This is a genomic window from Neorhizobium descurainiae (genome assembly GCF_051400715.1).
Taxonomy (GTDB): domain Bacteria; phylum Pseudomonadota; class Alphaproteobacteria; order Rhizobiales; family Rhizobiaceae; genus Neorhizobium.
The window spans coordinates 179,468-199,805 of sequence record NZ_JBLFFK010000010.1 but is presented as its reverse complement, the minus strand read 5'-3'; the positions used below and the strand labels follow the sequence as shown (position 1 = coordinate 199,805).

Here is a 20,338-nt window from a genome sequence, read left to right as displayed (position 1 = left end):
GCGAGAGGGCGGGGATGAGAAAGAGGTCAAGTGATTGATAAGGCTGGGACGGGTTTGAGTTTTATCCATCGGTCCCGGTGGATGCCGCCACACCCCCCTCTGCCCTGCCGGGCATCTCCCCCGCAAGGGGGGAGATCGAATGGGGGCGCCGGCTTCCCCAAGCAATAAGCTCTGCTGTCCGGCACATCCTTGGTTTGGCGGGAAGGGCCGCCGCTTGTGATCTCCCCACCTGTGGGGGAGATGGCCGCCCTTCGACAAGCTCAGAAGGCTAGAGGGAGTGTGGTGAGGCAGCGCCTGCCGCCTAGCGCGGCGCGGTGCCGCCGAGCTTCTGCTGGACGGCGTCGACATGGCCGCGGACATAAAGCGCGATGGGCTTGCCGCCCGTGCCGGTGAGGGCGAGCGCGATGATCGTCACGTCCTCTTCGAAGGTCGTCACATAGGCCACCTGCGCGGGATTGACGTAGACGGGCTGATTGTGGGTGTTCTTGAAGCCGATCAGCGCCATACGTCTTTCTCCTTCTGTTGCGTGGCGGATATGCCAATGCCATGCGGAGGTTGAAGGAGATTTAACGGGGTCTGAGACCTGGGCGGTTGGAGGTGGTGGAAGGGGCGGCGGCTCGCCTATCGTCATCCACGACCCACCCTTGCCCGCACGCCAGACCCGCTCCATCTTCCTTTCGGCAAAGCGAGGGAGGGTGGAATGAAGGTCATCGTCGGCTTCTTTACGACCAAGCCCGGAAAGCGGGCGGAATATCTGGAGGCGGCGCGGGATCATCTCGAGCAGAGCAGGCTCGATCCGGACTGCTTCTACATCGAGCTCGTGCCCATGCCGGACGATCCGGACAGGATCCTGCTCGCCGAAGCCTTCACCAGCGAGGAGGCGCATCGCCGCCACGAGGATACCGACCATATGCGCGCCCTCTGGGCCGTCGGTCCGAAACTGCTCTCGCATGTGGTGATCGACAACGTGATCTCCGAGCAGGTGCAGCATATCGATGAGCGGTTCGGGTGAGGGTGGGAACGTCGCCGCCCCGTCATCTGCCGGCCGGCATCTTCTCCCCCGAGGGGAGAAGAGACTCGCGGCTACCGCCCTGGCCGGCCGGTCTTGCCCTTTGTCCGTCCCTTGCGCTTCTGCTCGCCAGCATCTTCGTAGGAGCCGGCGCCTATTTTTCCTCTGACAACCGGCCGCGCGCCATCGTCGCGCTCCGGCTGCCCCTCCGGAAGCGGCGAGAAGCGGTTGCCGGCTTCGGTCTCCGGCTTCGGCGGGAGCTTGCCCGTGACCGGCTTTTCCGTCCGGCCGACGGTCATTTCGTCCAGCGTGTTCTTGCGGAAGAGGCCGCCCTTTGCGGGTTCGGCGATGTCACGGCCCATTTCGTCGAGATGCGGCTTGCGGAAGAGCGGAGTGGGCGTATCGGTGCCCGGTCCCATGTCGTCGAGGGAGGGTTTGGCAAACAAAGACTTATGGGTGGGTGGGGCACCACCCCCTTCCGTCCTGCCGGACATCTCCCCCTCAAGGGGGGAGATCGACTCGCGGCGGCTCCTCGCTCCGCCTTTACCGCTTTCCTGTGACCGAGCCTCTTCCTTCGCCATCGGGTCGTCCATGACCGCGAGCTCGGCGGCCTTGAGGCGTTTGATCTCGTCGCGGAGACGGGCGGCCTTTTCGAAGTCGAGGTCGGCGGCGGCGTCGCGCATCTGCTTTTCGAGCGCGTTGAGATGCGCCTGCAGATTGTTGCCGACGAGATGGCCGCCATCGGCAAACCCTTTGCCGGAGACGCCGGAAATGTCGGCGCGGACATGGTCGCGCTCGTAGACGCTATCGAGGATGTCGGAGATTTTTGCCTTCACCGATTCCGGCGTGATGCCGTTGGCGGTATTGTATTCCATCTGCTTTTCGCGGCGGCGGGCGGTCTCGTCTATGGCGCGCTGCATCGAGCCGGTGACCGTGTCGGCATAGAGGATGACCTTGCCGTCGACGTTTCGCGCGGCGCGGCCGATCGTCTGGATGAGCGAGGTTTCGGAGCGCAGGAAACCTTCCTTGTCGGCATCGAGGATGGCGACGAAGCCGCATTCGGGAATGTCGAGGCCCTCGCGCAGCAGGTTGATGCCGACGAGGCAGTCGAAGGCGCCGAGGCGGAGATCGCGGATGATCTCGATGCGCTCCAGCGTGTCGATGTCCGAATGCATATAGCGGACGCGAATGCCCTGTTCGTGCAGGTATTCGGTGAGGTCTTCCGCCATGCGCTTGGTGAGCACCGTGCAGAGCGTGCGATACCCCTTGGCGGCGGTCTCGCGGATTTCGCCGAGCACGTCGTCCACCTGGGAACGGGCGGAGCGGACTTCCACCGGCGGATCGATGAGGCCGGTCGGGCGGATGACCTGTTCGGCGAAGACGCCGCCGGATTGTTCCATCTCCCAGCCGCCGGGCGTGGCGGAAACGGAAATGGTCTGCGGCCGCATGGCGTCCCATTCCTCGAAGCGGAGCGGGCGGTTGTCCATGCAGGACGGCAGGCGGAAGCCGTATTCGGCGAGCGTCGCCTTGCGGCGGAAGTCGCCGCGATACATGCCGCCGATCTGCGGCACGGTGACGTGGCTTTCGTCGATGAAGATCAGCGCGTTGTCGGGGATGTATTCGAAGAGGGTGGGCGGCGGCTCGCCGGGGCGGCGGCCGGTGAGATAGCGCGAATAGTTCTCGATGCCGGCGCAGGAACCGGTCGCCTCCAGCATTTCGACATCGTAGCGGGTGCGCTGTTCCAGCCGCTGGGCCTCCAAGAGGCGGCCGGCCTTTTCCAGCTCGGCGAGGCGGAGTTTCAGCTCCTCCTTGATCGCCTTGATGGCGCCGTTGAGCGTCGGGCGCGGCGTCACGTAGTGCGAATTCGCGTAGATCTTCACCGATTTCAGGTCGCCGGTCTTCTGGCCGGTCAGCGGGTCGAACTCGGTGATCGCGTCGATCTCGTCGCCGAACATCGAAATGCGCCAGGCGGCATCTTCCAGGTGGGCGGGGAAGATTTCGATCGTGTCGCCCCGCACGCGGAAGGAGCCGCGCACGAAATTGATGTCCTGCCGCTTGTATTGCTGGGCGACGAGGTCGGCGAGGAGCTGGCGCTGGTCGAGCCGGTCGCCGACCGTCATCTGGAAGGTCATTGCCGTATAGGTCTCGACCGAGCCGATACCGTAGATGCAGGAGACGGAGGCGACGATGATGCAGTCGTCGCGCTCGAGCACGGCGCGGGTGGCCGAGTGGCGCATCCGGTCGATCTGCTCGTTGATCGACGATTCCTTCTCGATATAGGTGTCGGAGCGCGGGACGTAGGCCTCCGGCTGGTAGTAGTCGTAATAGGAGACGAAATATTCGACCGCGTTGTTCGGGAAGAAGTTCCTGAATTCCGAATAGAGCTGCGCGGCGAGCGTCTTGTTGGGCGCGAGGATGACGGCCGGGCGCTGCGTCGCCTCGATCACCTTGGCCATGGTGAAGGTTTTTCCCGAGCCCGTGACGCCGAGCAGGACCTGGGACCGGTCTCCCGAGTTGATGCCCTCGACGAGGTCGGCGATGGCGGTCGGCTGGTCGCCGGAGGGCTTGTAGTCGGTGACCATGCGGATGGGAATGCCGCCCTCGGATTTTTCCGGGCGTTCGGGCCGGTGCGGTGTCCATATCTGACCGTTCTTGAACAGCGGATTGCCGCTCTCGATCAGCTTCGACAGGGCTTCCACCGTGGCGGTGACGGCGCCGGGCGCGAGCGACTGCGCGTCTTCGAGCGAGACGTCGAGGCCGGCGACCGGGTTGAGGCCGGCGCGGGCGCGCGTCTTCGGATCCGACGAGGCGCCGATCGACACGCCGCGAGCGGTCTTCGAGGCGGTGGTGTTCTTCGCGGTCTTCGGAGCGGCCTTTTCGGCCTGCTTCTGCGCCTCCTGGCGGGCCTCGATCTCGATCCTCTTGCGGTGCTTGCCGGCCTTGGAGGCGATCTCGCGCTGCGTCTCGACGGAAGAAGCTTCCGCTTCCGCCTCGAGCTGCCTCACCCAGTCGGCGACGGAGCCGGAGAGCGGCGCGCCTTCGAACGACGATTGCGGGGCTTCCTCGAAACCGGGGCTCGAGGTGGGGGATTTTTTCGGTGATCTGGCCATGCGCCGAATATGGAGAAAGTCACGCCGAAAGGGAAGGGGGCCGGGTTACAAAACAAGTACAAAAGGGAAACGGGTTTTCGCCGGACGGGGATGAGGCAGGGCGGACGATGCTGCCGGCGCCAGGCCTGCATCTCGGACGCGGGTCAAACGATGACGGGCATCATCCAGGCGACGAATTCCGAGAGGACGGCGCCGGTGGAATCCTTTTCGACCAGCGGATAGGCCATCTCCCGCACCGTGTCGGATTGGTTGCCGCCGAGCAGGGTCACGCTGTCCTGCGTCCATCCCGTCACGAAGCCGACATGTCCCGTTCCCGTGGACCAGGAGGCATCGTCGAACGGCGCATAACGGCGGACCGCGATCGCCCCGACGGCCGGAGCGGGCAGCCTCTTGAACTGGTTGTTCTTGTTCCAGAAGAAGGAGCGGGCGCCGGGGTGATTGGTGCCCATATGGCCGCTGGTGATCAGGCAATAGTTGACGAAGGCCGCGCACCAGTCCACCTCGTCGCCGCCGACCGGATCGAACCAGGGAGCGCAGACCTCGAAATAAAGAAGGATGCGGGGATTTTCGCCGGGATCGCGCCACTGGCTCCTTTCTCCCGCGGGCAGGGCCGCCTCCCTTCGCGCGACCGCCATCCAGTCGTTCGAGGCGGAGGCGGCGGAGGAAGGAACGTCCGGTGTCCGGCCGATCAGCGGGGCCGGCGGCGCGTTCGGCCGCACCGTGCCTTTGATCCAGCCCTCGATCTTCTGGATCGTCTGCGCGACCTTCTTCCGATCCCGTTCGCTCAAGGTCGACAGCACCGTTGCGAGCGCGATGCCCGTTTCACGGTGGATGAAATCGGCGTATTCCTGCGAATTGTTCCCGTCCCCGGGCGGCGCGTAGCGGAAGACGGCGTCCCTGAGCGTGAGCCTGGCATAGGCCGCGGTCTTGAGAAGCGCGACGATCGCGGCCATGCCGGTTGCCTCGTCGGGAAATATCGCGAAGCTGCCGTCGTCGCCGATCGCGCCGCAATTGATCGAGAAATCGCCTTTCCTGATATTGCCCGGATTGCAGTTGCGCCATGATCTCGATCCGCCTTCGCGGACCTGTTCTCGCCCCTGCGCGTCGACGTAAAGGATGATCCTCGACGCCATGACGCGGGCATGCACGAAGTTGTCCGGCGATCCCGCGGGCGGCGGTGCGGGGTCGTCCATGTTGGGAACGGGCGGCCTTGGCGGGGGTCTGGGGGCTTCCGGATTTGGCTGGCGGGTCGAAGCTGCGCCGGCGCCCGGGCCATACACGACGGTATAGGTCCCGTCGGTCGTCTTCTCGATCGACGTCACCGTCATGCCGCTGATGCGAATGGTGAAAAGCACGTCGGCCAGGCCTGCTTCAGGTACGCCGGTGATCGTCATGAATTCCTCCTCCATGGTCTTTGTCGAGAGCTTGGCATCGGCCGCATCGGCGTCAGCCCGGCTTCTTCAGTCCGCGAGCCTCCACGAACCGGCGCCGGGCGGTGGCGAACTGCGGGGCGTGCACAAACTGCGTGAGATCGGCGTTCATGTTGTTCCCGCGGAGCCATCCGAGCACCGCCTGCTGGGCTGCTTCGCCGCTCCGGAGATAGTCGAGGATGAGGCCGGTGGCCTCGTCGGCGGCATAGGCGTAGATGGTCTCGGTTCTGGTTTCTTCGGTGCGGGCGAGCAATTGCGAGGTCTGCTCGTCGATGCCGATCAGGCCCGCGGTGATCGTGCCCGCCGACGCATAGTCGTTGACGTCCATCAGGGCGAGTTCGAGCGGGTATGCGGCCGTGTCCAGCGCCAGCTTGTCGAGGATCGACGAACGCACGCCGTTCCTGTTCGCGCGCATCTGCTTCTGCAGGAACTGGATCGTCTTCTCCGAAAGAATGCTCTTGTCGTAGGCCGCATGCGCGCCCTTGATGCCGGTATCGACCGCGGCGAGCACGGTCTTGGCGGTTTTGGTGGCGGCAAGCGTTCCCGCGCCGCTGAGCGACAGGCTCGTCAGCGTGGCGACGAAGGGGACGCCCTGACTTTCCTGTGTCAATTCCGCCGAAAACTTCGCATACTGGATGTCGATCGAGCCCATGGCGCTGAGCACGATCGAGTTCCGCAGGGCCCTTCTGTCGATCTCGCTGGTGGCGGTGTGATAGGCCTCCAGCCGGGAAGGCGCATATCCTCCGGCAAAATAAGCCGTCGTGACGCTATTGTATTGGGCGAGGTTCGGCCCGCCGGCGATCGACGGAGTACAGCCGGCCAGAGCTGCCGTTACTGCGGCCATGCTCATGACTACATGAAAAATTCCCGGCATGTTTCTTGTCCCCTCACGCAATACATAAAGGCACAAGTGTTTCTGATTGAAAACTTATCGCATGCAACCTTAAGGAGATTTGGCGGTTGTACGCGGGGACATGCGCGGGCGATCCGCAACGGGGATTACAAAATGTCCATGTCGCGAAATGGCCGCAATTTTCGACCGTTTCCACCACAATTGTCGCCGACCTTGAAGATGCTCCCGGACAGGGATGCCAGACGAGGACTGACCGCATGGCTCTTTCAAACCCGACCTTGGCCGCAATCCGCTTCGGCTACGGTCTTCGCCCGGGCGAAGAGCCGCCCGCCGATGCCGAAGCGCTGCTGGCGCAGATCGAGGAGGGAGCGTCGGAAAAGCCCGGGTTTCCCCGTGAGGGAGCGGCCGGCCGGCTCGAGAATGCGACGCGCGTTCTTTCGGTGCTCGCTGCCGAGGCGAAGGCCCGCAGGGCCGGCAATCCCAATGAGGGCATCCGCCGAGAAACGCAGCGGGAGGTCCAGCGCACCTACCGTCTCGATGCCATGGCGCGGATGGCCCATGCGGTGCATTCCCCGCTCGGATTTTACGAGCGCCTTGCAAGTTTCTGGGTCGATCATTTCTCGACCAGCGTCCTCAAAGCCCTGCCGATGCGCATGATCGTGCCGCTTTACGAGGCGCAGGCGATCCGGCCGAATATCGGCGGCTCCTTCTCCAAACTGCTTTCGGCGGCGATCCAGCATCCGGCCATGCTGATCTATCTCGACCAGAACCAGAGCGTCGGGCCGGACTCGCCCGCGGGACGCCGGAACCGCCGCGGCCTCAACGAGAATCTCGGCCGTGAGCTCCTGGAACTCCACACGCTCGGCGCCGGCAGCGGCTATACGCAGGACGACGTGCGCGCCGCCGCCCTCGTCCTGACGGGCCTCACGGTCGACAACCGTACGCTTGAAGTGGTCTACCAGCCGCAGCTCGCGGAAGCCGGGCCGATCACGCTGCTCGGCCGCACCTATGAGGACGACGAAGGCGACGGCCAGGATCATGTCCTGATGCTGGAGGATCTGGCAGGCGATCCGAAAACCGCCCGGCACGTCTCCCGCAAGCTCGTCCGGCATTTCATCGCCGACGATCCCCCGGACGACATGGTGGAGCCGATGGTCGAAACCTGGACCGGGAGCCAGGGCAATCTCACGGAAGTCTACCGCGCCATGCTTTCCCATCCGCGCGCCTGGGCGGAGCCGGGCCGGAAGATCAAGCAGCCCTTCGAATTCGTCGTTTCCGGCTTCAGGGCTCTCGGCCTGCCGGAAAAGAATTTCGCAAGTCTCGTGAGCGACCTGGACGACGAGGACGAGGGGCCGGTGGGCAAGGCCATGGAAATGGCCGGCGCCGTCGCGACGCGGGAAGAGGCAAGGCGAAAGGCCAGGCGGGCGAACGCCCTGACGCTCGGCGCCCTGCAGCGCATGGGACAGCCGGTCTGGCAGCCGCCGAGCCCGGCGGGGTTCGCCGACGAGGCAGGCGTCTGGCTGTCGGCAAGCCAGCTCAGCGAACGGATCGCCTGGTCGCGCCTGATCGCCCGAACCTTCGGGCAGAAGATGGAGCCCTCCGCGTTTCTGGAGGCGGCGCTCGGCGATGCCACGCGGCCGGAGACCCGCCAGATCGTAGCGCAGGCGCCGAGCAAGGTGCACGGCATCACCATGGTTCTTGCATCCCCCGAATTCAACAGGAGATGACCCGATGACTTTTCGAGAGAGTGTCCTGTTGTCCCGTCGCGGCTTCCTGGCCGGCGCCTGCTGCGCGGCGGCCGCGCCCATTCTCACGCCGGTGACCTTCGCCGCCACGCCGGGCGACAACCGTTTCGTCACGATCATCCTGCGCGGCGCCATGGACGGGCTCGATCTGGTGCAGCCCTATGGCGATCCGGCCTATGCGGCGCTTCGGCCCAAGCTGGGGCTGACGCCCGAAACGGGCCTCCTCGATCTCGACGGCTTCTTCGGCCTCAATCCGGCCGCGTCGGCGCTGATGCCGCTGTGGCGGGCGGGCGAGCTCTCCTTCGTGCATGCGGTTTCCACGCCCTATCGTAACCAGCGCAGCCATTTCGACGGGCAGGACATGCTGGAGACCGGCGGCAGCGACAAGAGCGAACGCACCGGCTGGCTGAACCGGACGCTGGCGGCCATCCCCAGATCGGACGCGCGCAAGGCGATCGACATCAATACTTCGATGGAACTGATCCTCAGCGGCCCGAACGAGGCGGATTCCTGGTCGAGCCAGAGCAATTTCGCGCTCGCCGAGGACGAGATCGCCTTCCTCGACCGGCTTTATGCCGGAGACGAGGCCTTCGCGAGAGCCATGGCCGAAGCGAAGAAGACGGATATGTCCGCCGATTCCCTCTATGGCGACGAAAAGCGCGGGGCGGGCATCGCCGACATGGCGCGGCTTGCCGGCGGCATGCTGCGCGAGGACTACAGGATCGCCAGCTTCTCGATCAACGGCTGGGACACGCATGTGGGCCAGAAGGGGCAGTTCGCAAAGGCGGTGAATGGGCTGGCGGCCGCCGTCACCGCGCTGAAGGATGCGATGGGCGAGGAAGTCTGGAGAAAGACCGCGGTGCTGGCGATGACGGAGTTCGGCCGGACCGCCCGCGAGAACGGCACCAACGGCACCGACCACGGGACAGGCGGGCTTGCGGTTCTGGCCGGCGGCGCCATCCCGGGCGGCAAGGTTTTGGGGACGTGGCCCGGCCTTTCCGACGACAGGCTGCTCGACCGGCGCGACCTGATGCCGACCGGTGACGTGCGCGAGGTCGCCGCCGCCATGCTCTACCGGCAGTTCGGCATCGACCCCGACAATCTCACCGCCAAGGTCTTTCCGGGCCTCACCTTCGACAAGTCCTCGGCTTATCTGAGGGGGTGAAGCGGGTACAATCAATCCCCGGCGGGCCAGCCGGGCAGCAGGGTGATGCCGAATTTCGAGGATGCCGTCCGAAGGCGGTCGATTTCCTCGGGCGTCGGCGGTCCGACAACCTCGCCCTGCCGGAGTTTGTGGCCGGCTTCCTCCAGGAACGCGTCGAAGAGAGGCGGCGTATCGATCAGGATATAGCGTGCCGGCCGGCCGCTCGTATTCATGAGTTGATGCGGCACCCCGCGCTTGAGAAAGACGCTCTGGCCGGCGGCCAGCCGGTGGGCCTCTCCGTCGATCACGGCGGTCAACTCGCCCTCGATGACGTAGACGGCTTCATCGTCTCCGGCGTGGACGTGGATGGGCGTCTTCGTATTTCCGCCGCTGACGTTTTCCAGGAGGCAGAACCGGCCTTCGGTCTGCCTGCCCGACAGCAGGAGCTTCATGACCACGCCGGCCAGAACGAACTCCTTCGTTTCCGTGCTGCTCATGGCGATTACCTCTGTTCGAATTCGAACAGTCTCATATAGGGCCCCGGCCGACCGCCGGCCTCAGGTCATGATGTCGTAGACCCTGAAAATCCAGTAGAGCTGGTAGGCGAGCGCGAAGATCACGAAGACCGCATGATAGCGCCGGTTGGCAGTCATCACGGCGATCAGGCTGAGAACGATATAGAGCGCGGTACGCGCCGGATATTCGGGGCCGAGCGACAGGAAATAGTCGCGGCCCTTGAGCGCCGTATCGACGAAGTCGGTGACGAGCATTCCCGCAAGGAAGCCGAAGAACCATTTCCGGCGCGACATGAAATAATGCTCGTAGCCGTCATAGTCCTGCATGGAGGTGGGGAAGATGAGGGCGCAGAGAAAGAAGAACAGCGCGCAGAAGAGGATCAGGAACAGATAGGTGGTGAACTCGATGACGGGCAGGCCGTGCAGCCGGTATTCCCACCACCAGAAATGCACCAGGAAGAGAAACATGAACGCCACCCAGCCGAGATGGACGGCGTAAATGCGGGCGGCGTTGGGGTGCTGCACGATGCCGGCAAGCCCGTTCAGGAGCCGCGCGAGGCTGAGGCTGACCACCATGCCCATCACGATGCGGATATGGGTGAAGGTTTCTGCGGCGGTCGGAGCGTCCATTTCCCTTATTCCTCCGCGGGGACCGGCGTCGGCTTGCCGTCCTCGTCGAGCGCCACCATGATGAAGGTCGCGGCCGTGACCTTTTCCAGGATCCGGTGGCGGGCTCGATGCGCCCAGGCCTCGACGGAAAGCATGATCGATGTGCGGCCGACGCGGGTGATCTCCGTATAGACGTTGAGCGTGTCGCCGATCTTCACCGGCAGCTCGAAGGCCATTTCCTTGACCGCGGCGGTGACCACCCGGCCGCGGGCGCGCTCGGCGGCGCGGATGCCGCTCGCAAGGTCCATCTGGGCCATGACCCAGCCGCCGAATATGTCCCCGGCCGCATTGGCATCCGCCGGCATGGCAAGCGTGCGGAGCGTCAATTCGCCGGTCGGCTTCTTGGTTTCGGTCATGGCTGTCCCTCTTGCTTCGGCGGTTTTCAGGGCGATTCCTCCCGGCAAGAGACTAGCGGTGCCGGCAGGAGAAGAAAACTCTTCCCGAAAAGTGTTTTTCATCAAAAGTTTAGGTGAGGCTAATGCGCGCATTGCGCGATCGTTGTGGTGTTTCACTACCTGGTAACCTTCGATCGTTAGAATTTGAGGCGAATACGAATAAGGGGGGTAGCATGCAACGTTTCACCATTTCCTGGCGGCTTTACTGCCTTGTGCTTCTGTCGCTCGTCATCCTGGGCGGCGCGATGATCTTCAGCCTGTTCCAGAGCTATGCCTCGTCGGAGCGGGAACGCAAGGCGGGCCTTGCCCAGATGAACGACGCCGCGCTGACGGTGCTGAAGAAATATCAGGCGATGGAAGCTTCGGGCGCCATGACCCGCGACGAGGCGCAGGCCGAAGCCAAGGCGGTCATCTCCGTCATGCGCTACGGCGACGGAACCGGCTACTTCTGGATCAACGACATGCTGCCGCGCATGGTCATGCATCCGATCAAGCCGGAGATGAACGGCAAGGACCTTTCGGGCGACAAGGATCCGAACGGCAAGTTCCTGTTCGTGGAATTCGTCAACACGGTGAAGGCGAGCGCGAGCGGCAAGGGCTTCGTCGACTACTACTGGCCGAAGCCGGGCGCCGAGGAGCCGGTCGAGAAATACTCGCATGTGGCCGGCTTCGCGCCCTGGGGCTGGATCGTCGGCACCGGCGTCTATGTGGACGACCTGCATGCCATGTTCCGCCGCGACGCAATCAACTTCGCCTCGATCTTCGGCGTCGGCGCCCTGGTGTTGATCGGCGGCGCGGCTTTCGTCGTGAGAAGCGTCACGGGGCCGATCGGCAAGATCAGGCATGTGCTGCAGTCGATCGCCTCGGGCGAGGCGGGTGTCGCCGTGCCCTGCACGGACCAGAAGAACGAGATGGGCGAGATGGCGCGGGCGCTGGTCGTGCTGCGCGACAGCGTCGAGGAGCGCGCCGAACTGCAGGCCCGCGAGGCCGAGCAGGCCCGCGCGCTGGCGGACGAGCGTTCCGGCAACGAGCGGACGATGGCCGCCGCGGCCGAACGTCAAGCGCGGGCGATGGGCGAACTCGGGCGGGCGCTGGAGGCCCTGGCGGACGGCGACCTTTCCGTCACGCTTGCCGATATCGGCGAGGATTACGCGAAGCTCCGCCATGACTTCAACGCGGCGGTCGGTTCGCTGCACCGGGCGATCGGGGCGATTGCCGAAACGAGCCTGGTGGTGCGCGACAGCGCCTCCGACATTTCCGGCGCGACGGGCAACCTTTCCAGGCGTACCGAACAGCAGGCCGCCTCGCTTGAGGAGACCGCCGCCGCGCTCGACGAGATCACCGCCACCGTCCGCACCGCGTCGGAACGGGCGCATGAGGCGCGCACCATGGTCAACGAGACGAAGGAAAGCGCCGGCCGTTCGGGCCAGATCGTCCGCAACGCGATCGACGCCATGGGCCGTATCGAAGACTCGTCCAACCGCATCAACCAGATCATCTCGGTCATCGACGAGATCGCCTTCCAGACCAATCTCTTGGCGCTGAATGCCGGCGTCGAGGCGGCGCGCGCCGGCGAGGCGGGCCGGGGGTTCGCGGTCGTGGCGCAGGAGGTGCGGGAGCTCGCGCAGCGTTCCGCCAATGCCGCCAAGGAGATCAAGGAACTGATCGGCAATTCCGCCCGCGAGGTGGAAGGCGGCGTCGCGCTGGTACGCTCGACCGGCGACGCGCTGATCGAGATCGCCACGCTGGTCGAGCGGGTCAACGCGCATGTGGAGACGATCGCCACCGCCGCCCGCGAACAGGCGACCGGCCTGCAGGAGATCAACTCCTCCGTCAACCACATGGACCAGATGACCCAGCAGAACGCCGCGATGGTGGAAGAGACCACGGCGGCGAGCCAGACGCTCGCCGAGCAGAGCCTGCAGCTGCAGGGCCTGCTTTCGGCCTTCCGGCTCGGCAACGACGGCAAGGGGGCGGCCTACGGTACCGCGTCCCGCCCCCGCGCCGCCTGACGACCGAGGCCGCTGACAAGACCCGCCGGATCCATGGGTTCCGGCGGGTTTGCTTTTGCCGGGTGTGAGGCGATGCCCATGCCGTTTTGGGGTAATCACGCCTCTCGAAAAGGTCCAGAAAAGGCCTTGTTTGCGCAAGCTTTCGTTTACCGGCTTTCCCTAAAATCCGGAAATGTGTCATTTCGGCACCGGAAGAGTGGCAACTGGTATGGCGTATGCTTCCCTTTCTCGGCGGGCCGCGGGCTGGCTGATGGTCTCGACGATGCTGGTTGCCTGTTCCGCGGGGGATCTCGTGCCGCCCGCGCCGATCGACAACGGCATGCGCGTCGGTGCGATCGAGCCGATGCGCGACGTTCCGCCCGAGCCGGTTTCGCAGCAGGCCTACCGGATGAGCTCCGCGCCCGTCTCGCAGGCGAGCGGCGTCGACTACATGAACGCGCCGAATCCCGGCGGCGGCTATCCCGATGACGGCGGGCAATATCTGCGGGCGCCGGAAGCCGTGCAGTCCGCGCCGCTCGATGCGCCTTCTTCGCAGCAGGCACCGGTGACGCAGCCGGGAAGCTCCGCGCGCCAGGGCCGCCTGCCGATGATCGACAGCGACGAGGCGATGCAGATTTCGGGGCGGCAGGGCTCCGCGAGCCAGGCCGGGGCAGGTGCCGGCCCGATGACCATCCCGGAAGAGGGCGTCAACATGGACGCCGAATTCGGCTTCGGTCCCGACGAGAGCGGTGTCACCGGGCTTGCCGAGGAAGAGGATTCCGACATCGCCGAGGGCGTCGGCGATCAGCCGGTGGTCGACGGCGTCGGCACGGACAATCCGGTCGCCCTCCAGCCGCGCCGCCAGCCGATCTCTGAGCCCCTGACCGATGATGGCCGCGTCGTCGTGCCGCCGAAACGGCAGGGCGCCGGTCTGCAGAGGGACACGACGAATGGCGGCATGACCCCTCCGGGCATGACCTGGGGCGACGGCTCGCGTGTCGTTCCGCCAGGCCGCGCGCCCGCCGCCGGCACGCAGCAGGTGGCAATGCTTCGGCCCGACAATCCCGTCAACGACCGCGGCCCGATCGACGACAGCGGGCCGATGAGCCGGCGCGACCAGCCCTGGCTCAGAGGTGTCATGCCCCGCTCGGAAGTGAGCTGCCGCGCGGAGCTGCGCCGCCTCGGCGTCGAGTTCGAGGACCGCCCGCGCATCTCGCAGGGCCCGAGCTGCGGCATCGACTATCCCGTCAAACTCTCCGGGCTTTCGGGCAATATCGACGTCAAGCCGGCGGTCACGCTCAATTGCCAGACGACGCTCGCTTTCGCCAAATGGGTCAAGAACGAGCTCGCGCCGTCCGCGCGTCTGCGCTATCTTACCGGCGTGAGGAGGATCGTCCCCATGGGCGGCTATTCCTGCCGGCGCATGAACAACAGCCGCCAGCGCTACAATCCGATGTCCGAGCACGCCAAGGGCAATGCGATCGACATCGGCCAGATCGTGCTGAAGGACGGCCACGCGATCTCCGTGCGCAAGAAAGGCCTCTTCTCGTTCCGCGAAGGCGGGCTTTTGAAGGCGGTGCGCAGCGACAGCTGCAAGTATTTCAGTACCGTGCTCGGCCCCGGCAGCAATGCGGAGCACTGGAACCACTTCCATTTCGACCTGCGCTCGCGCAAGGCCGGCCGGCGCTATTGCAGCTGAGGTTGCTCGACCATGGCCACCGCCGACATGCTGCGCCGCCTGGCCCTTTCCCTCGAAGGAACCGTCGAGGCGCCGCATTTCGACCGGGCAGCGTTCAAGGTGAAGCGCATCTACGTGACGCTTGCGGCCGACGGTCTGACGGCGAATTTCAAGTTCACGCCCGACGAGCAGCAGTTCAAATGCATGATGCTGCCGGACGCCTTCTTTCCGGTTCCCAACGCCTGGGGCCGGCAGGGCTGGACGACGGCCGTCCTTTCCGGGCTCGAGGAAGCCGATCTCAAGGATGCGCTCGAGACGGCGTGGCGGCATGCGCTGCCGAATTCGGGAAAAAGCAAGCGCCATACATAAAAAGAAAGCCGGCGCGGAGGCCGGCAAGGGCGGAGACGGGTTCGCGGGGAGAAGCCGTGCCTCCGAAAACGAGAACTCATACTCAAAAACGATGCATGCGCGGCAAGCGGAAATGAGAGGGTCTGAAACGCTTTGGTCATGACGGTCGCGCGAAGGTTGCGTGCGGCGTAGGGGCGGGACCGTTGCTTGCCTGGCGGGAACAATGCTGCATGAACGTCACGGAAAGATGACAGGCGCGGCGACGCTCCTGCTTTCTTTTCCGGCCTCTCCCGCCGGAGAACCAGGATGGCTCCGACCACGCTCGGCGTGAAACGGATTCGGTATTTTCCTGATCTTGATCCCGATATCCCGATCCGATTCTTTCGATCATCATCGTTCGAAGCGGATTGGTCAGGAAAAGCGAACGCAATATTCTTCCTGCGGGGATGGTCTGGCGGGTTGCGTTACCTATATTGGCGGCGAATTCCGCAAATCGATTCCATGAGAAGACCTGTTCCGCATGGCTCCCATCGTCTCCATCAAAAACCTCACCAAGACCTACGAAAACGGGTTCCAGGCGCTCAAGGGCATCGATCTGGACATCGAGCAGGGCGAGATCCTGGCGCTGCTCGGCCCGAACGGCGCCGGCAAGACGACGCTGATCTCGATCATCTGCGGGCTGGTGAATCCGACGAGCGGCAAGGTGCTCGTGGCGGACCATGACGTCGTCAGGGATTTCCGCACGACGCGGGCACTCATCGGTCTCGTGCCGCAGGAACTGACGACCGACATGTTCGAGACCGTCTGGAATACGGTCGGATTTTCCCGCGGCGTGCACGGCAAGAAGCCAAACCCGGCGCTGATCGAAAGCATTTTGAAGGATCTCTCGCTCTGGTCGAAGAAGGACAACATGCTGCGCGAGCTTTCCGGCGGCATGAAGCGGCGCGTGCTGATCGCCAAGGCGCTGGCGCATGAGCCGAAGATCCTCTTCCTGGACGAGCCGACCGCCGGCGTCGATGTCAACCTGCGCCGCGAGATGTGGCAGGTGGTGGAAAGGCTGCGCGAAAACGGCACCACCATCATCCTCACCACCCATTACATCGAGGAGGCGGAGGAGATCGCCGACCGGGTGGGCGTCATCAACGGCGGCAAGCTGCTGCTGCTCGAAGAGAAAACGGCGCTGATGCAGAAGCTCGGCCGCAAGCAGCTCCGGCTCGAACTCTCCGAACCGCTGAAGGCGATGCCGGACAGCCTTGCGCTCTACAACCTGACGCTTTCCGACGAGGGCACGGCGCTCGTCCACGAGTACCAGGGCGAGGAAGGGCAGGGCAGCATCGCCTCGCTTCTTGCGGCGCTTGCCGCCGAGGACATTCATTTCCGCGACCTCTCCACGCGGCAGAGTTCGCTCGAGGACATTTTCGTCGCGCTCGTCGGGGAAAAAGCGGGAGAGAAGGCATGAATTTCGAAGCGATCAAGTCGATCTATTTCTTCGAGATGGCCCGCATGCAGCGCACGCTGCTGCAGAGCGTCATCTCGCCCGTCATCACCACCTCGCTCTATTTCATCGTCTTCGGCACGGCGATCGGCTCGCGCATCGACACGATCGAGGGCGTCTCCTACGGCTCCTTCATCACGCCCGGGCTGATCATGCTGACGCTGCTCACGCAATGCATCGCCAACGGCTCGATCGGCATCTATTTCCCGAAATTCACCGGCACGATCTACGAAATACTCTCGGCCCCGGTCGCCATGACGGAAATCCTGCTCGGTTACGTGGGGGCGGCGGCGAGCAAGGGGCTGATCATCGGCCTCATCATTCTCGCGACCGCTTCCTTCTTCGTCGACATCTCGATCGCCCATCCGTTCATGATGATCGTCTTCCTGGTGCTGACGGCGGTGACCTTCAGCCTGTTCGGCTTCATCATCGGCATCTGGGCTAAGAATTTCGAGCAGCTCAACATCGTGCCGATGCTGGTCGTGCCGCCGCTGACCTTCCTGGGAGGCAGCTTCTATTCGATCGACATGCTGCCGCCCTTTTGGCAGGCGGTCAGCCATTTCAACCCGGTGCTTTATCTCGTCAGCGGCTTCCGCTGGAGCTTTTACGAGATCGCCGACGTCAATCCGCTGATCAGCCTCGGCATGATCGGGTTGTTCCTGGCGATCTGCCTGTCGATCCTCGGCTGGATCTTCAAGACCGGATACCGGCTGCGGAGCTGACCGCAGCCGGTATTCCGTCCGTCAGCCCTGGCTGAGCTGCACCTGCCGGCCGCCGCGGGCGACCATGACCGATGCGCCGAGAAGGCTCGCGACGCCGAGGAAGGACATCACGCCGATCGGTCCCTGCAGGTCGATCAGGACGCCGCCGAGCACCGCGCCGCTGGAAATGGCGATCTGGAACGTCGTGAGCAGCAGGGCGCCGGCGCTTTCCGCCTCGTCCGGAGCCGTGCGGGTGATGTAGCTCTGGATGCTGACCGGCAATGCGCCGAAGGCGAAGCCCCACAGCGTGACCGCCACTGCCGAAGCCATGCCGGATGCCCCGAGCGAGGCGAGGATCACGGCGGCGACCGCAATCAGGCCGGCGGCGAACACGACGCCGAGGGTGGCGCTGCGCTCTGTGATCATGCCGCCGACGATATTGCCGAAGAAGCCGCCGATGCCGAAGGCGAGCAGGACGAGAGAGAGCATGTCGACATCAAGCCGCGGAATTTCTTCCAGATAAGGACGGATATAGGTGAAGCCCGCGAAATGGCCTGCGACGATGAACAGCGTGGCGAAGAGGCCGATGCGGATTTTCGGACGCTTCAGGACGGCGGCCAGCGTGCCGAGCCCCGCATGTCCGGCAGGCGGCAGCGAGGGTACGGTGACGGCCTGCACCAGCAGCGCGAGCACGCCGACAGCGGCCGCCAGCACGAAGGCTGCCCTCCAGCCGAGGGTGGAGCCGATATAGGCGCCGAGCGGAGCGGCGGTAACCGTCGCGACCGACACGCCGGTGAAGATGATCGCCATCGCCCGCGGCAGCAGGTCCATGGGCACGAGCCGCATGGCAAGCGCACCCGACATGGCCCAGAAGCCGCCGAGCCCGATGCCGAGCAGGACGCGCGACAGGAGAAGCAGGAAGAGGCCGTTGGCGATCGCCGCCAATGCGCTGGAGATGATGAGCAGCGCCGTCAGGCCGAAGAGCGTCCAGCGCCGGTTGAGGCTGCGTGTGCCGATGACGATGCCGGGACCGGCGAAGGCCGCGACGACGGCCGTCACCGTGACGGTTTGCCCCGCCGTGCCCGAACTGATGCCGAGATCGGCGGAGATGGGGGTGAGCAGGCTCGCCGGCAGGAATTCCGCGGTGACGAGGCCGAAGACGCCGAGCGCCAGAGAGACGACCGCATCCCATGCGGCCTTGCTCTTGGCGTCGGACGACGGACTTTCCTGTTCCAGGGTGTAATCTGTCATGGTCGTTTCCTATGTTGGGAGGAGTCATAGAGTTAGGCGTGACAGCCTGTAGTTTCTATGCTAGAAAATCCGACATGCTTGACAGATCGTCCAAAAAAGAACCGGAAGATTTCACCGATCCGCTCAGCGAGATGCTGCGGGGCCTGAGGCTCGACGGCGTCGAATACGGCCGCTGCCGGCTTGCCGAACCCTGGGCGACGTCCTTTCCGGCGCAGGAGGCAGCGCGTTTCCACTTCATCGGCTGCGGCAGCTGCTGGGTTCAGATGCCGTCCGGCGAATGGCTGCCGCTTGAGGCGGGAGACGCGGTGCTTCTGCCGCGCGGCGACGCCCATGTGCTTGCGAGCACGCCGGGCCTGACGCCGACGCCCTTTGAACGATTCGGGCGCAAGGAGGTGTGTCAGGGCGTCTTCGACGTGCAATGCGCCGATGTCGGGGGCGGTGCGCTCGCCTTCACCGCGTCCATGCGGTTCAACATGGACAGGCTGCATCCGCTTCTGCAGATGATGCCGGAGGCGATGCTGACCAGCGCTCTGGCGAAGAGCGAACCGGCCATTCCGCATCTGCTGGACGCGATGGCGCGCGAGGTGGAGATGGACCGGGTCGGTGCGGGCGGCATTCTCGCCCGCCTGGCCGACGTGCTGACCGCGACGCTCATCCGCACCTGGGTGGAGCATGGCTGCGGCGACACGACGGGTTGGATCGCCGCGGTGCGCAACCCGGACGTCGGCCGCGTGCTTGCGGCGATCCACCTTGAGCCGGACCGGGACTGGAGTGTGGCGGCGCTGGCGCGGATCATGGGCGTTTCCCGCTCGGGCTTCGCCGAACGGTTCCTCAAGGTTGTGGGCGAAACGCCGGCGCGCTATGTGGCGCGGGTTCGCATGCATCAAGCGCGGCAATGGCTGAAAGACGGAATGCGGGTTTCCGTCGTCGCCGAGCGGCTGGGCTATGATGCCGAGGCTTCCTTCAGCCGCGCCTTCAAGCGCATCATCGGCGCGCCGCCCAGCCGGTTCCGCAGGAAGGGCGAGGGAATGGCCGAAGCGATTCCGGAATTCGGCTGATGAAGACCGTCGATCGCGCCCTGTTCGTCGAGGACGGTATCGCCATTGTCGCAGCAGTCAGCAACCGGATTGAGAAATACGCGTTGCGACGGGCTTCCAACGGGCAACTGACGCCGACGAAGCTTTGGACGGCGAAGATCAAATATTGCTCGGACCTGGTCGAGGCCCAGGGCAGGATCGTCGCCACCGACACCTCCGGGCGCCATTTCGGCCTATGCAACAGCACGGGCCGTATCCTCTGGCAGACCGAGCCGATTGGCGAGGGTGACGGCGGCGTGCTGCTCGCCGATGGAACCTTTCTCTTCGCAACCTGGCAAGGCTTGCTTCAGCGGCTCGACCCTCGCGACGGCCGCGAAGTCTCCAGGCCGTTTCACGCCGGCTCCTCATTGCGCGCGCTTCATCTGACGCCTGGAAAGGACCTGTTGACGGTCGTCCGCCTAATTCCTGCCAGAACCGACCGCGACCCGGTTGGCGAGGTGCTCTGCAGTCTGGACATCGAAGCCAGGAAGATGCGGGAACTGATGGGCAATACTTTCACCAACGGGATGTACATCTCGCCCTGCGGAGACAGAGTTCTCTGCAGCTATATCATCGCCGACCCCGTTTATGCGCTTTTTGAACGGCCGTTCAAATGGGTGGTGAAGGACATCGCGACCGGCGCCAGCCGATGCGAGCGCATCCTGGGGCCGGATCCTTACTTTTCGCAACCCGCCTGGTCACCGGATGGGCGGCGGATCGCCCTCTCATCCCGGGACGCGCATCTTTTCCTTGCCGCCGACACGCTGAACCCGGTTGCCCTTGTGCCCGGAAAGTTCGCCGAACGCCCCGCTTTCCATCCCGCAGGCACCGATGTCTGCCTTTGCCGCAAGGACAATGCCGCGGTTGTTCCGGTCGAGCGGCTCTCCCAATGGCCTTATCCGGACGAGCCGCGATAGCCGCCGGCCCT

The 20,338-nt window shown here is 64.7% G+C and carries 18 protein-coding genes; 10 read left to right on the top strand and 8 right to left on the bottom strand.

All coding sequences use genetic code 11. From position 1 onward, the window contains the following. Nucleotides 1-301 precede the first annotated feature (301 nt). Nucleotides 302-505, bottom strand: a complete 204-nt coding sequence (locus ACMGE0_RS18740) for a hypothetical protein (protein WP_436817381.1) — start codon at nt 503-505, stop codon at nt 302-304. A 195-nt stretch (nt 506-700) separates the two neighbouring features. On the opposite strand from ACMGE0_RS18740, the gene ACMGE0_RS18735 reads away from it, so the two are divergent. Beyond that, nucleotides 701-1,012: a putative quinol monooxygenase gene (locus ACMGE0_RS18735; RefSeq protein ID WP_436817380.1), complete on the top strand. Its 312-nt coding sequence runs from the start codon at nt 701-703 to the stop codon at nt 1,010-1,012. 71 nt (nt 1,013-1,083) lie between these two features. On the opposite strand, the gene uvrB is transcribed toward ACMGE0_RS18735, so the two are convergent. The 3 genes from uvrB to ACMGE0_RS18720 all read right to left on the bottom strand — a co-directional run bounded on the left by uvrB (nt 1,084) and on the right by ACMGE0_RS18720 (nt 6,399). Continuing rightward, nucleotides 1,084-4,119: an excinuclease ABC subunit UvrB gene (gene uvrB / locus ACMGE0_RS18730; protein ID WP_436817379.1), complete on the bottom strand. Its 3,036-nt coding sequence runs from the start codon at nt 4,117-4,119 to the stop codon at nt 1,084-1,086. Between the two features lie 143 nt (nt 4,120-4,262). Beyond that, entirely contained in the window at nt 4,263-5,513 is a 1,251-nt protein-coding gene (locus ACMGE0_RS18725) for a CHAP domain-containing protein (protein ID WP_436817378.1), read from the bottom strand. A 52-nt stretch (nt 5,514-5,565) separates the two neighbouring features. Next, nucleotides 5,566-6,399 carry a hypothetical protein gene (locus ACMGE0_RS18720; RefSeq protein WP_436817377.1) on the bottom strand — a complete coding sequence of 278 codons (834 nt, stop codon included), beginning with the start codon at nt 6,397-6,399 and terminating at the stop codon, nt 5,566-5,568. 260 nt (nt 6,400-6,659) lie between these two features. On the opposite strand from ACMGE0_RS18720, the gene ACMGE0_RS18715 reads away from it, so the two are divergent. After that, nucleotides 6,660-8,129 carry a DUF1800 domain-containing protein gene (locus tag ACMGE0_RS18715; protein ID WP_436817376.1) on the top strand — a complete coding sequence of 490 codons (1,470 nt, stop codon included), beginning with the start codon at nt 6,660-6,662 and terminating at the stop codon, nt 8,127-8,129. 4 nt (nt 8,130-8,133) lie between these two features. Beyond that, nucleotides 8,134-9,312, top strand: coding sequence for a DUF1501 domain-containing protein (locus ACMGE0_RS18710; RefSeq protein ID WP_436817375.1), 1,179 nt, complete (start codon nt 8,134-8,136; stop codon nt 9,310-9,312). 11 nt (nt 9,313-9,323) lie between these two features. Here ACMGE0_RS18710 and ACMGE0_RS18705 read toward each other — a convergent pair whose 3' ends face one another. The 3 genes from ACMGE0_RS18705 to ACMGE0_RS18695 are packed head-to-tail and all read right to left on the bottom strand — an operon-like array spanning nt 9,324 to nt 10,831. Further along, complete coding sequence (locus ACMGE0_RS18705) at nt 9,324-9,788, bottom strand: cupin domain-containing protein (RefSeq protein WP_436817374.1); 465 nt, start codon at nt 9,786-9,788, stop codon at nt 9,324-9,326. Between the two features lie 60 nt (nt 9,789-9,848). Then, the gene (locus tag ACMGE0_RS18700) at nt 9,849-10,436 is read right to left on the bottom strand and encodes a hypothetical protein (protein ID WP_436817373.1); all 588 of its coding nucleotides are present in this window, start codon (nt 10,434-10,436) and stop codon (nt 9,849-9,851) included. A 5-nt stretch (nt 10,437-10,441) separates the two neighbouring features. Next, complete coding sequence (locus tag ACMGE0_RS18695) at nt 10,442-10,831, bottom strand: acyl-CoA thioesterase (protein WP_436817372.1); 390 nt, start codon at nt 10,829-10,831, stop codon at nt 10,442-10,444. A gap of 212 nt (nt 10,832-11,043) precedes the next feature. Between ACMGE0_RS18695 and ACMGE0_RS18690 the strand changes: the two genes are divergently transcribed. The 5 genes from ACMGE0_RS18690 (at nt 11,044) to ACMGE0_RS18670 (ending at nt 17,104) form a co-directional block, all read left to right on the top strand. Continuing rightward, entirely contained in the window at nt 11,044-12,882 is a 1,839-nt protein-coding gene (locus ACMGE0_RS18690) for a methyl-accepting chemotaxis protein (protein ID WP_436817371.1), read from the top strand. Between the two features lie 208 nt (nt 12,883-13,090). After that, a complete protein-coding gene (locus ACMGE0_RS18685) occupies nt 13,091-14,560 on the top strand; it encodes an extensin-like domain-containing protein (RefSeq protein ID WP_436817370.1) in 1,470 nt (489 codons plus the stop codon). Nucleotides 14,561-14,572: 12 nt separating this feature from the next. Next, nucleotides 14,573-14,908, top strand: a complete 336-nt coding sequence (locus tag ACMGE0_RS18680; protein WP_436817369.1) for an MmcQ/YjbR family DNA-binding protein — start codon at nt 14,573-14,575, stop codon at nt 14,906-14,908. A 499-nt stretch (nt 14,909-15,407) separates the two neighbouring features. Next, on the top strand, nt 15,408-16,346 hold the full coding sequence (locus ACMGE0_RS18675; protein WP_436817368.1) for an ABC transporter ATP-binding protein: 939 nt from the start codon (nt 15,408-15,410) through the stop codon (nt 16,344-16,346). Continuing rightward, the gene (locus tag ACMGE0_RS18670) at nt 16,343-17,104 is read left to right on the top strand and encodes an ABC transporter permease (RefSeq protein ID WP_436817367.1); all 762 of its coding nucleotides are present in this window, start codon (nt 16,343-16,345) and stop codon (nt 17,102-17,104) included. The genes ACMGE0_RS18675 and ACMGE0_RS18670 overlap by 4 nt, the downstream gene beginning before the upstream one ends. Before the next feature lie 21 nt (nt 17,105-17,125). On the opposite strand, the gene ACMGE0_RS18665 is transcribed toward ACMGE0_RS18670, so the two are convergent. Beyond that, the gene (locus ACMGE0_RS18665; protein ID WP_436817366.1) at nt 17,126-18,334 is read right to left on the bottom strand and encodes an MFS transporter; all 1,209 of its coding nucleotides are present in this window, start codon (nt 18,332-18,334) and stop codon (nt 17,126-17,128) included. Nucleotides 18,335-18,408: 74 nt separating this feature from the next. On the opposite strand from ACMGE0_RS18665, the gene ACMGE0_RS18660 reads away from it, so the two are divergent. Together ACMGE0_RS18660 and ACMGE0_RS18655 are read left to right on the top strand one after the other, a co-directional pair. Further along, nucleotides 18,409-19,392, top strand: a complete 984-nt coding sequence (locus ACMGE0_RS18660) for a cupin domain-containing protein (protein ID WP_436817365.1) — start codon at nt 18,409-18,411, stop codon at nt 19,390-19,392. Continuing rightward, nucleotides 19,392-20,327 (top strand): hypothetical protein, encoded by a 936-nt coding sequence (locus tag ACMGE0_RS18655; protein ID WP_436817364.1) that lies wholly within the window; start codon nt 19,392-19,394, stop codon nt 20,325-20,327. Before ACMGE0_RS18660 ends, ACMGE0_RS18655 begins: the two co-directional genes overlap by 1 nt. Nucleotides 20,328-20,338 lie beyond the last annotated feature (11 nt).

Bases quoted from the DNA above. Each gene is read 5' to 3' on its own strand.
- ACMGE0_RS18740 (WP_436817381.1), bottom strand. From the start codon at position 505: ATGGCGCTGATCGGCTTCAAGAACACCCACAATCAGCCCGTCTACGTC.
- ACMGE0_RS18735 (WP_436817380.1), top strand. From the start codon at position 701: ATGAAGGTCATCGTCGGCTTCTTTACGACCAAGCCCGGAAAGCGGGCG.
- uvrB (WP_436817379.1), bottom strand. From the start codon at position 4,119: ATGGCCAGATCACCGAAAAAATCCCCCACCTCGAGCCCCGGTTTCGAG.
- ACMGE0_RS18725 (WP_436817378.1), bottom strand. From the start codon at position 5,513: ATGACGATCACCGGCGTACCTGAAGCAGGCCTGGCCGACGTGCTTTTC.
- ACMGE0_RS18720 (WP_436817377.1), bottom strand. From the start codon at position 6,399: ATGAGCATGGCCGCAGTAACGGCAGCTCTGGCCGGCTGTACTCCGTCG.
- ACMGE0_RS18715 (WP_436817376.1), top strand. From the start codon at position 6,660: ATGGCTCTTTCAAACCCGACCTTGGCCGCAATCCGCTTCGGCTACGGT.
- ACMGE0_RS18710 (WP_436817375.1), top strand. From the start codon at position 8,134: ATGACTTTTCGAGAGAGTGTCCTGTTGTCCCGTCGCGGCTTCCTGGCC.
- ACMGE0_RS18705 (WP_436817374.1), bottom strand. From the start codon at position 9,788: ATGAGCAGCACGGAAACGAAGGAGTTCGTTCTGGCCGGCGTGGTCATG.
- ACMGE0_RS18700 (WP_436817373.1), bottom strand. From the start codon at position 10,436: ATGGACGCTCCGACCGCCGCAGAAACCTTCACCCATATCCGCATCGTG.
- ACMGE0_RS18695 (WP_436817372.1), bottom strand. From the start codon at position 10,831: ATGACCGAAACCAAGAAGCCGACCGGCGAATTGACGCTCCGCACGCTT.
- ACMGE0_RS18690 (WP_436817371.1), top strand. From the start codon at position 11,044: ATGCAACGTTTCACCATTTCCTGGCGGCTTTACTGCCTTGTGCTTCTG.
- ACMGE0_RS18685 (WP_436817370.1), top strand. From the start codon at position 13,091: ATGGCGTATGCTTCCCTTTCTCGGCGGGCCGCGGGCTGGCTGATGGTC.
- ACMGE0_RS18680 (WP_436817369.1), top strand. From the start codon at position 14,573: ATGGCCACCGCCGACATGCTGCGCCGCCTGGCCCTTTCCCTCGAAGGA.
- ACMGE0_RS18675 (WP_436817368.1), top strand. From the start codon at position 15,408: ATGGCTCCCATCGTCTCCATCAAAAACCTCACCAAGACCTACGAAAAC.
- ACMGE0_RS18670 (WP_436817367.1), top strand. From the start codon at position 16,343: ATGAATTTCGAAGCGATCAAGTCGATCTATTTCTTCGAGATGGCCCGC.
- ACMGE0_RS18665 (WP_436817366.1), bottom strand. From the start codon at position 18,334: ATGACAGATTACACCCTGGAACAGGAAAGTCCGTCGTCCGACGCCAAG.
- ACMGE0_RS18660 (WP_436817365.1), top strand. From the start codon at position 18,409: ATGCTTGACAGATCGTCCAAAAAAGAACCGGAAGATTTCACCGATCCG.
- ACMGE0_RS18655 (WP_436817364.1), top strand. From the start codon at position 19,392: ATGAAGACCGTCGATCGCGCCCTGTTCGTCGAGGACGGTATCGCCATT.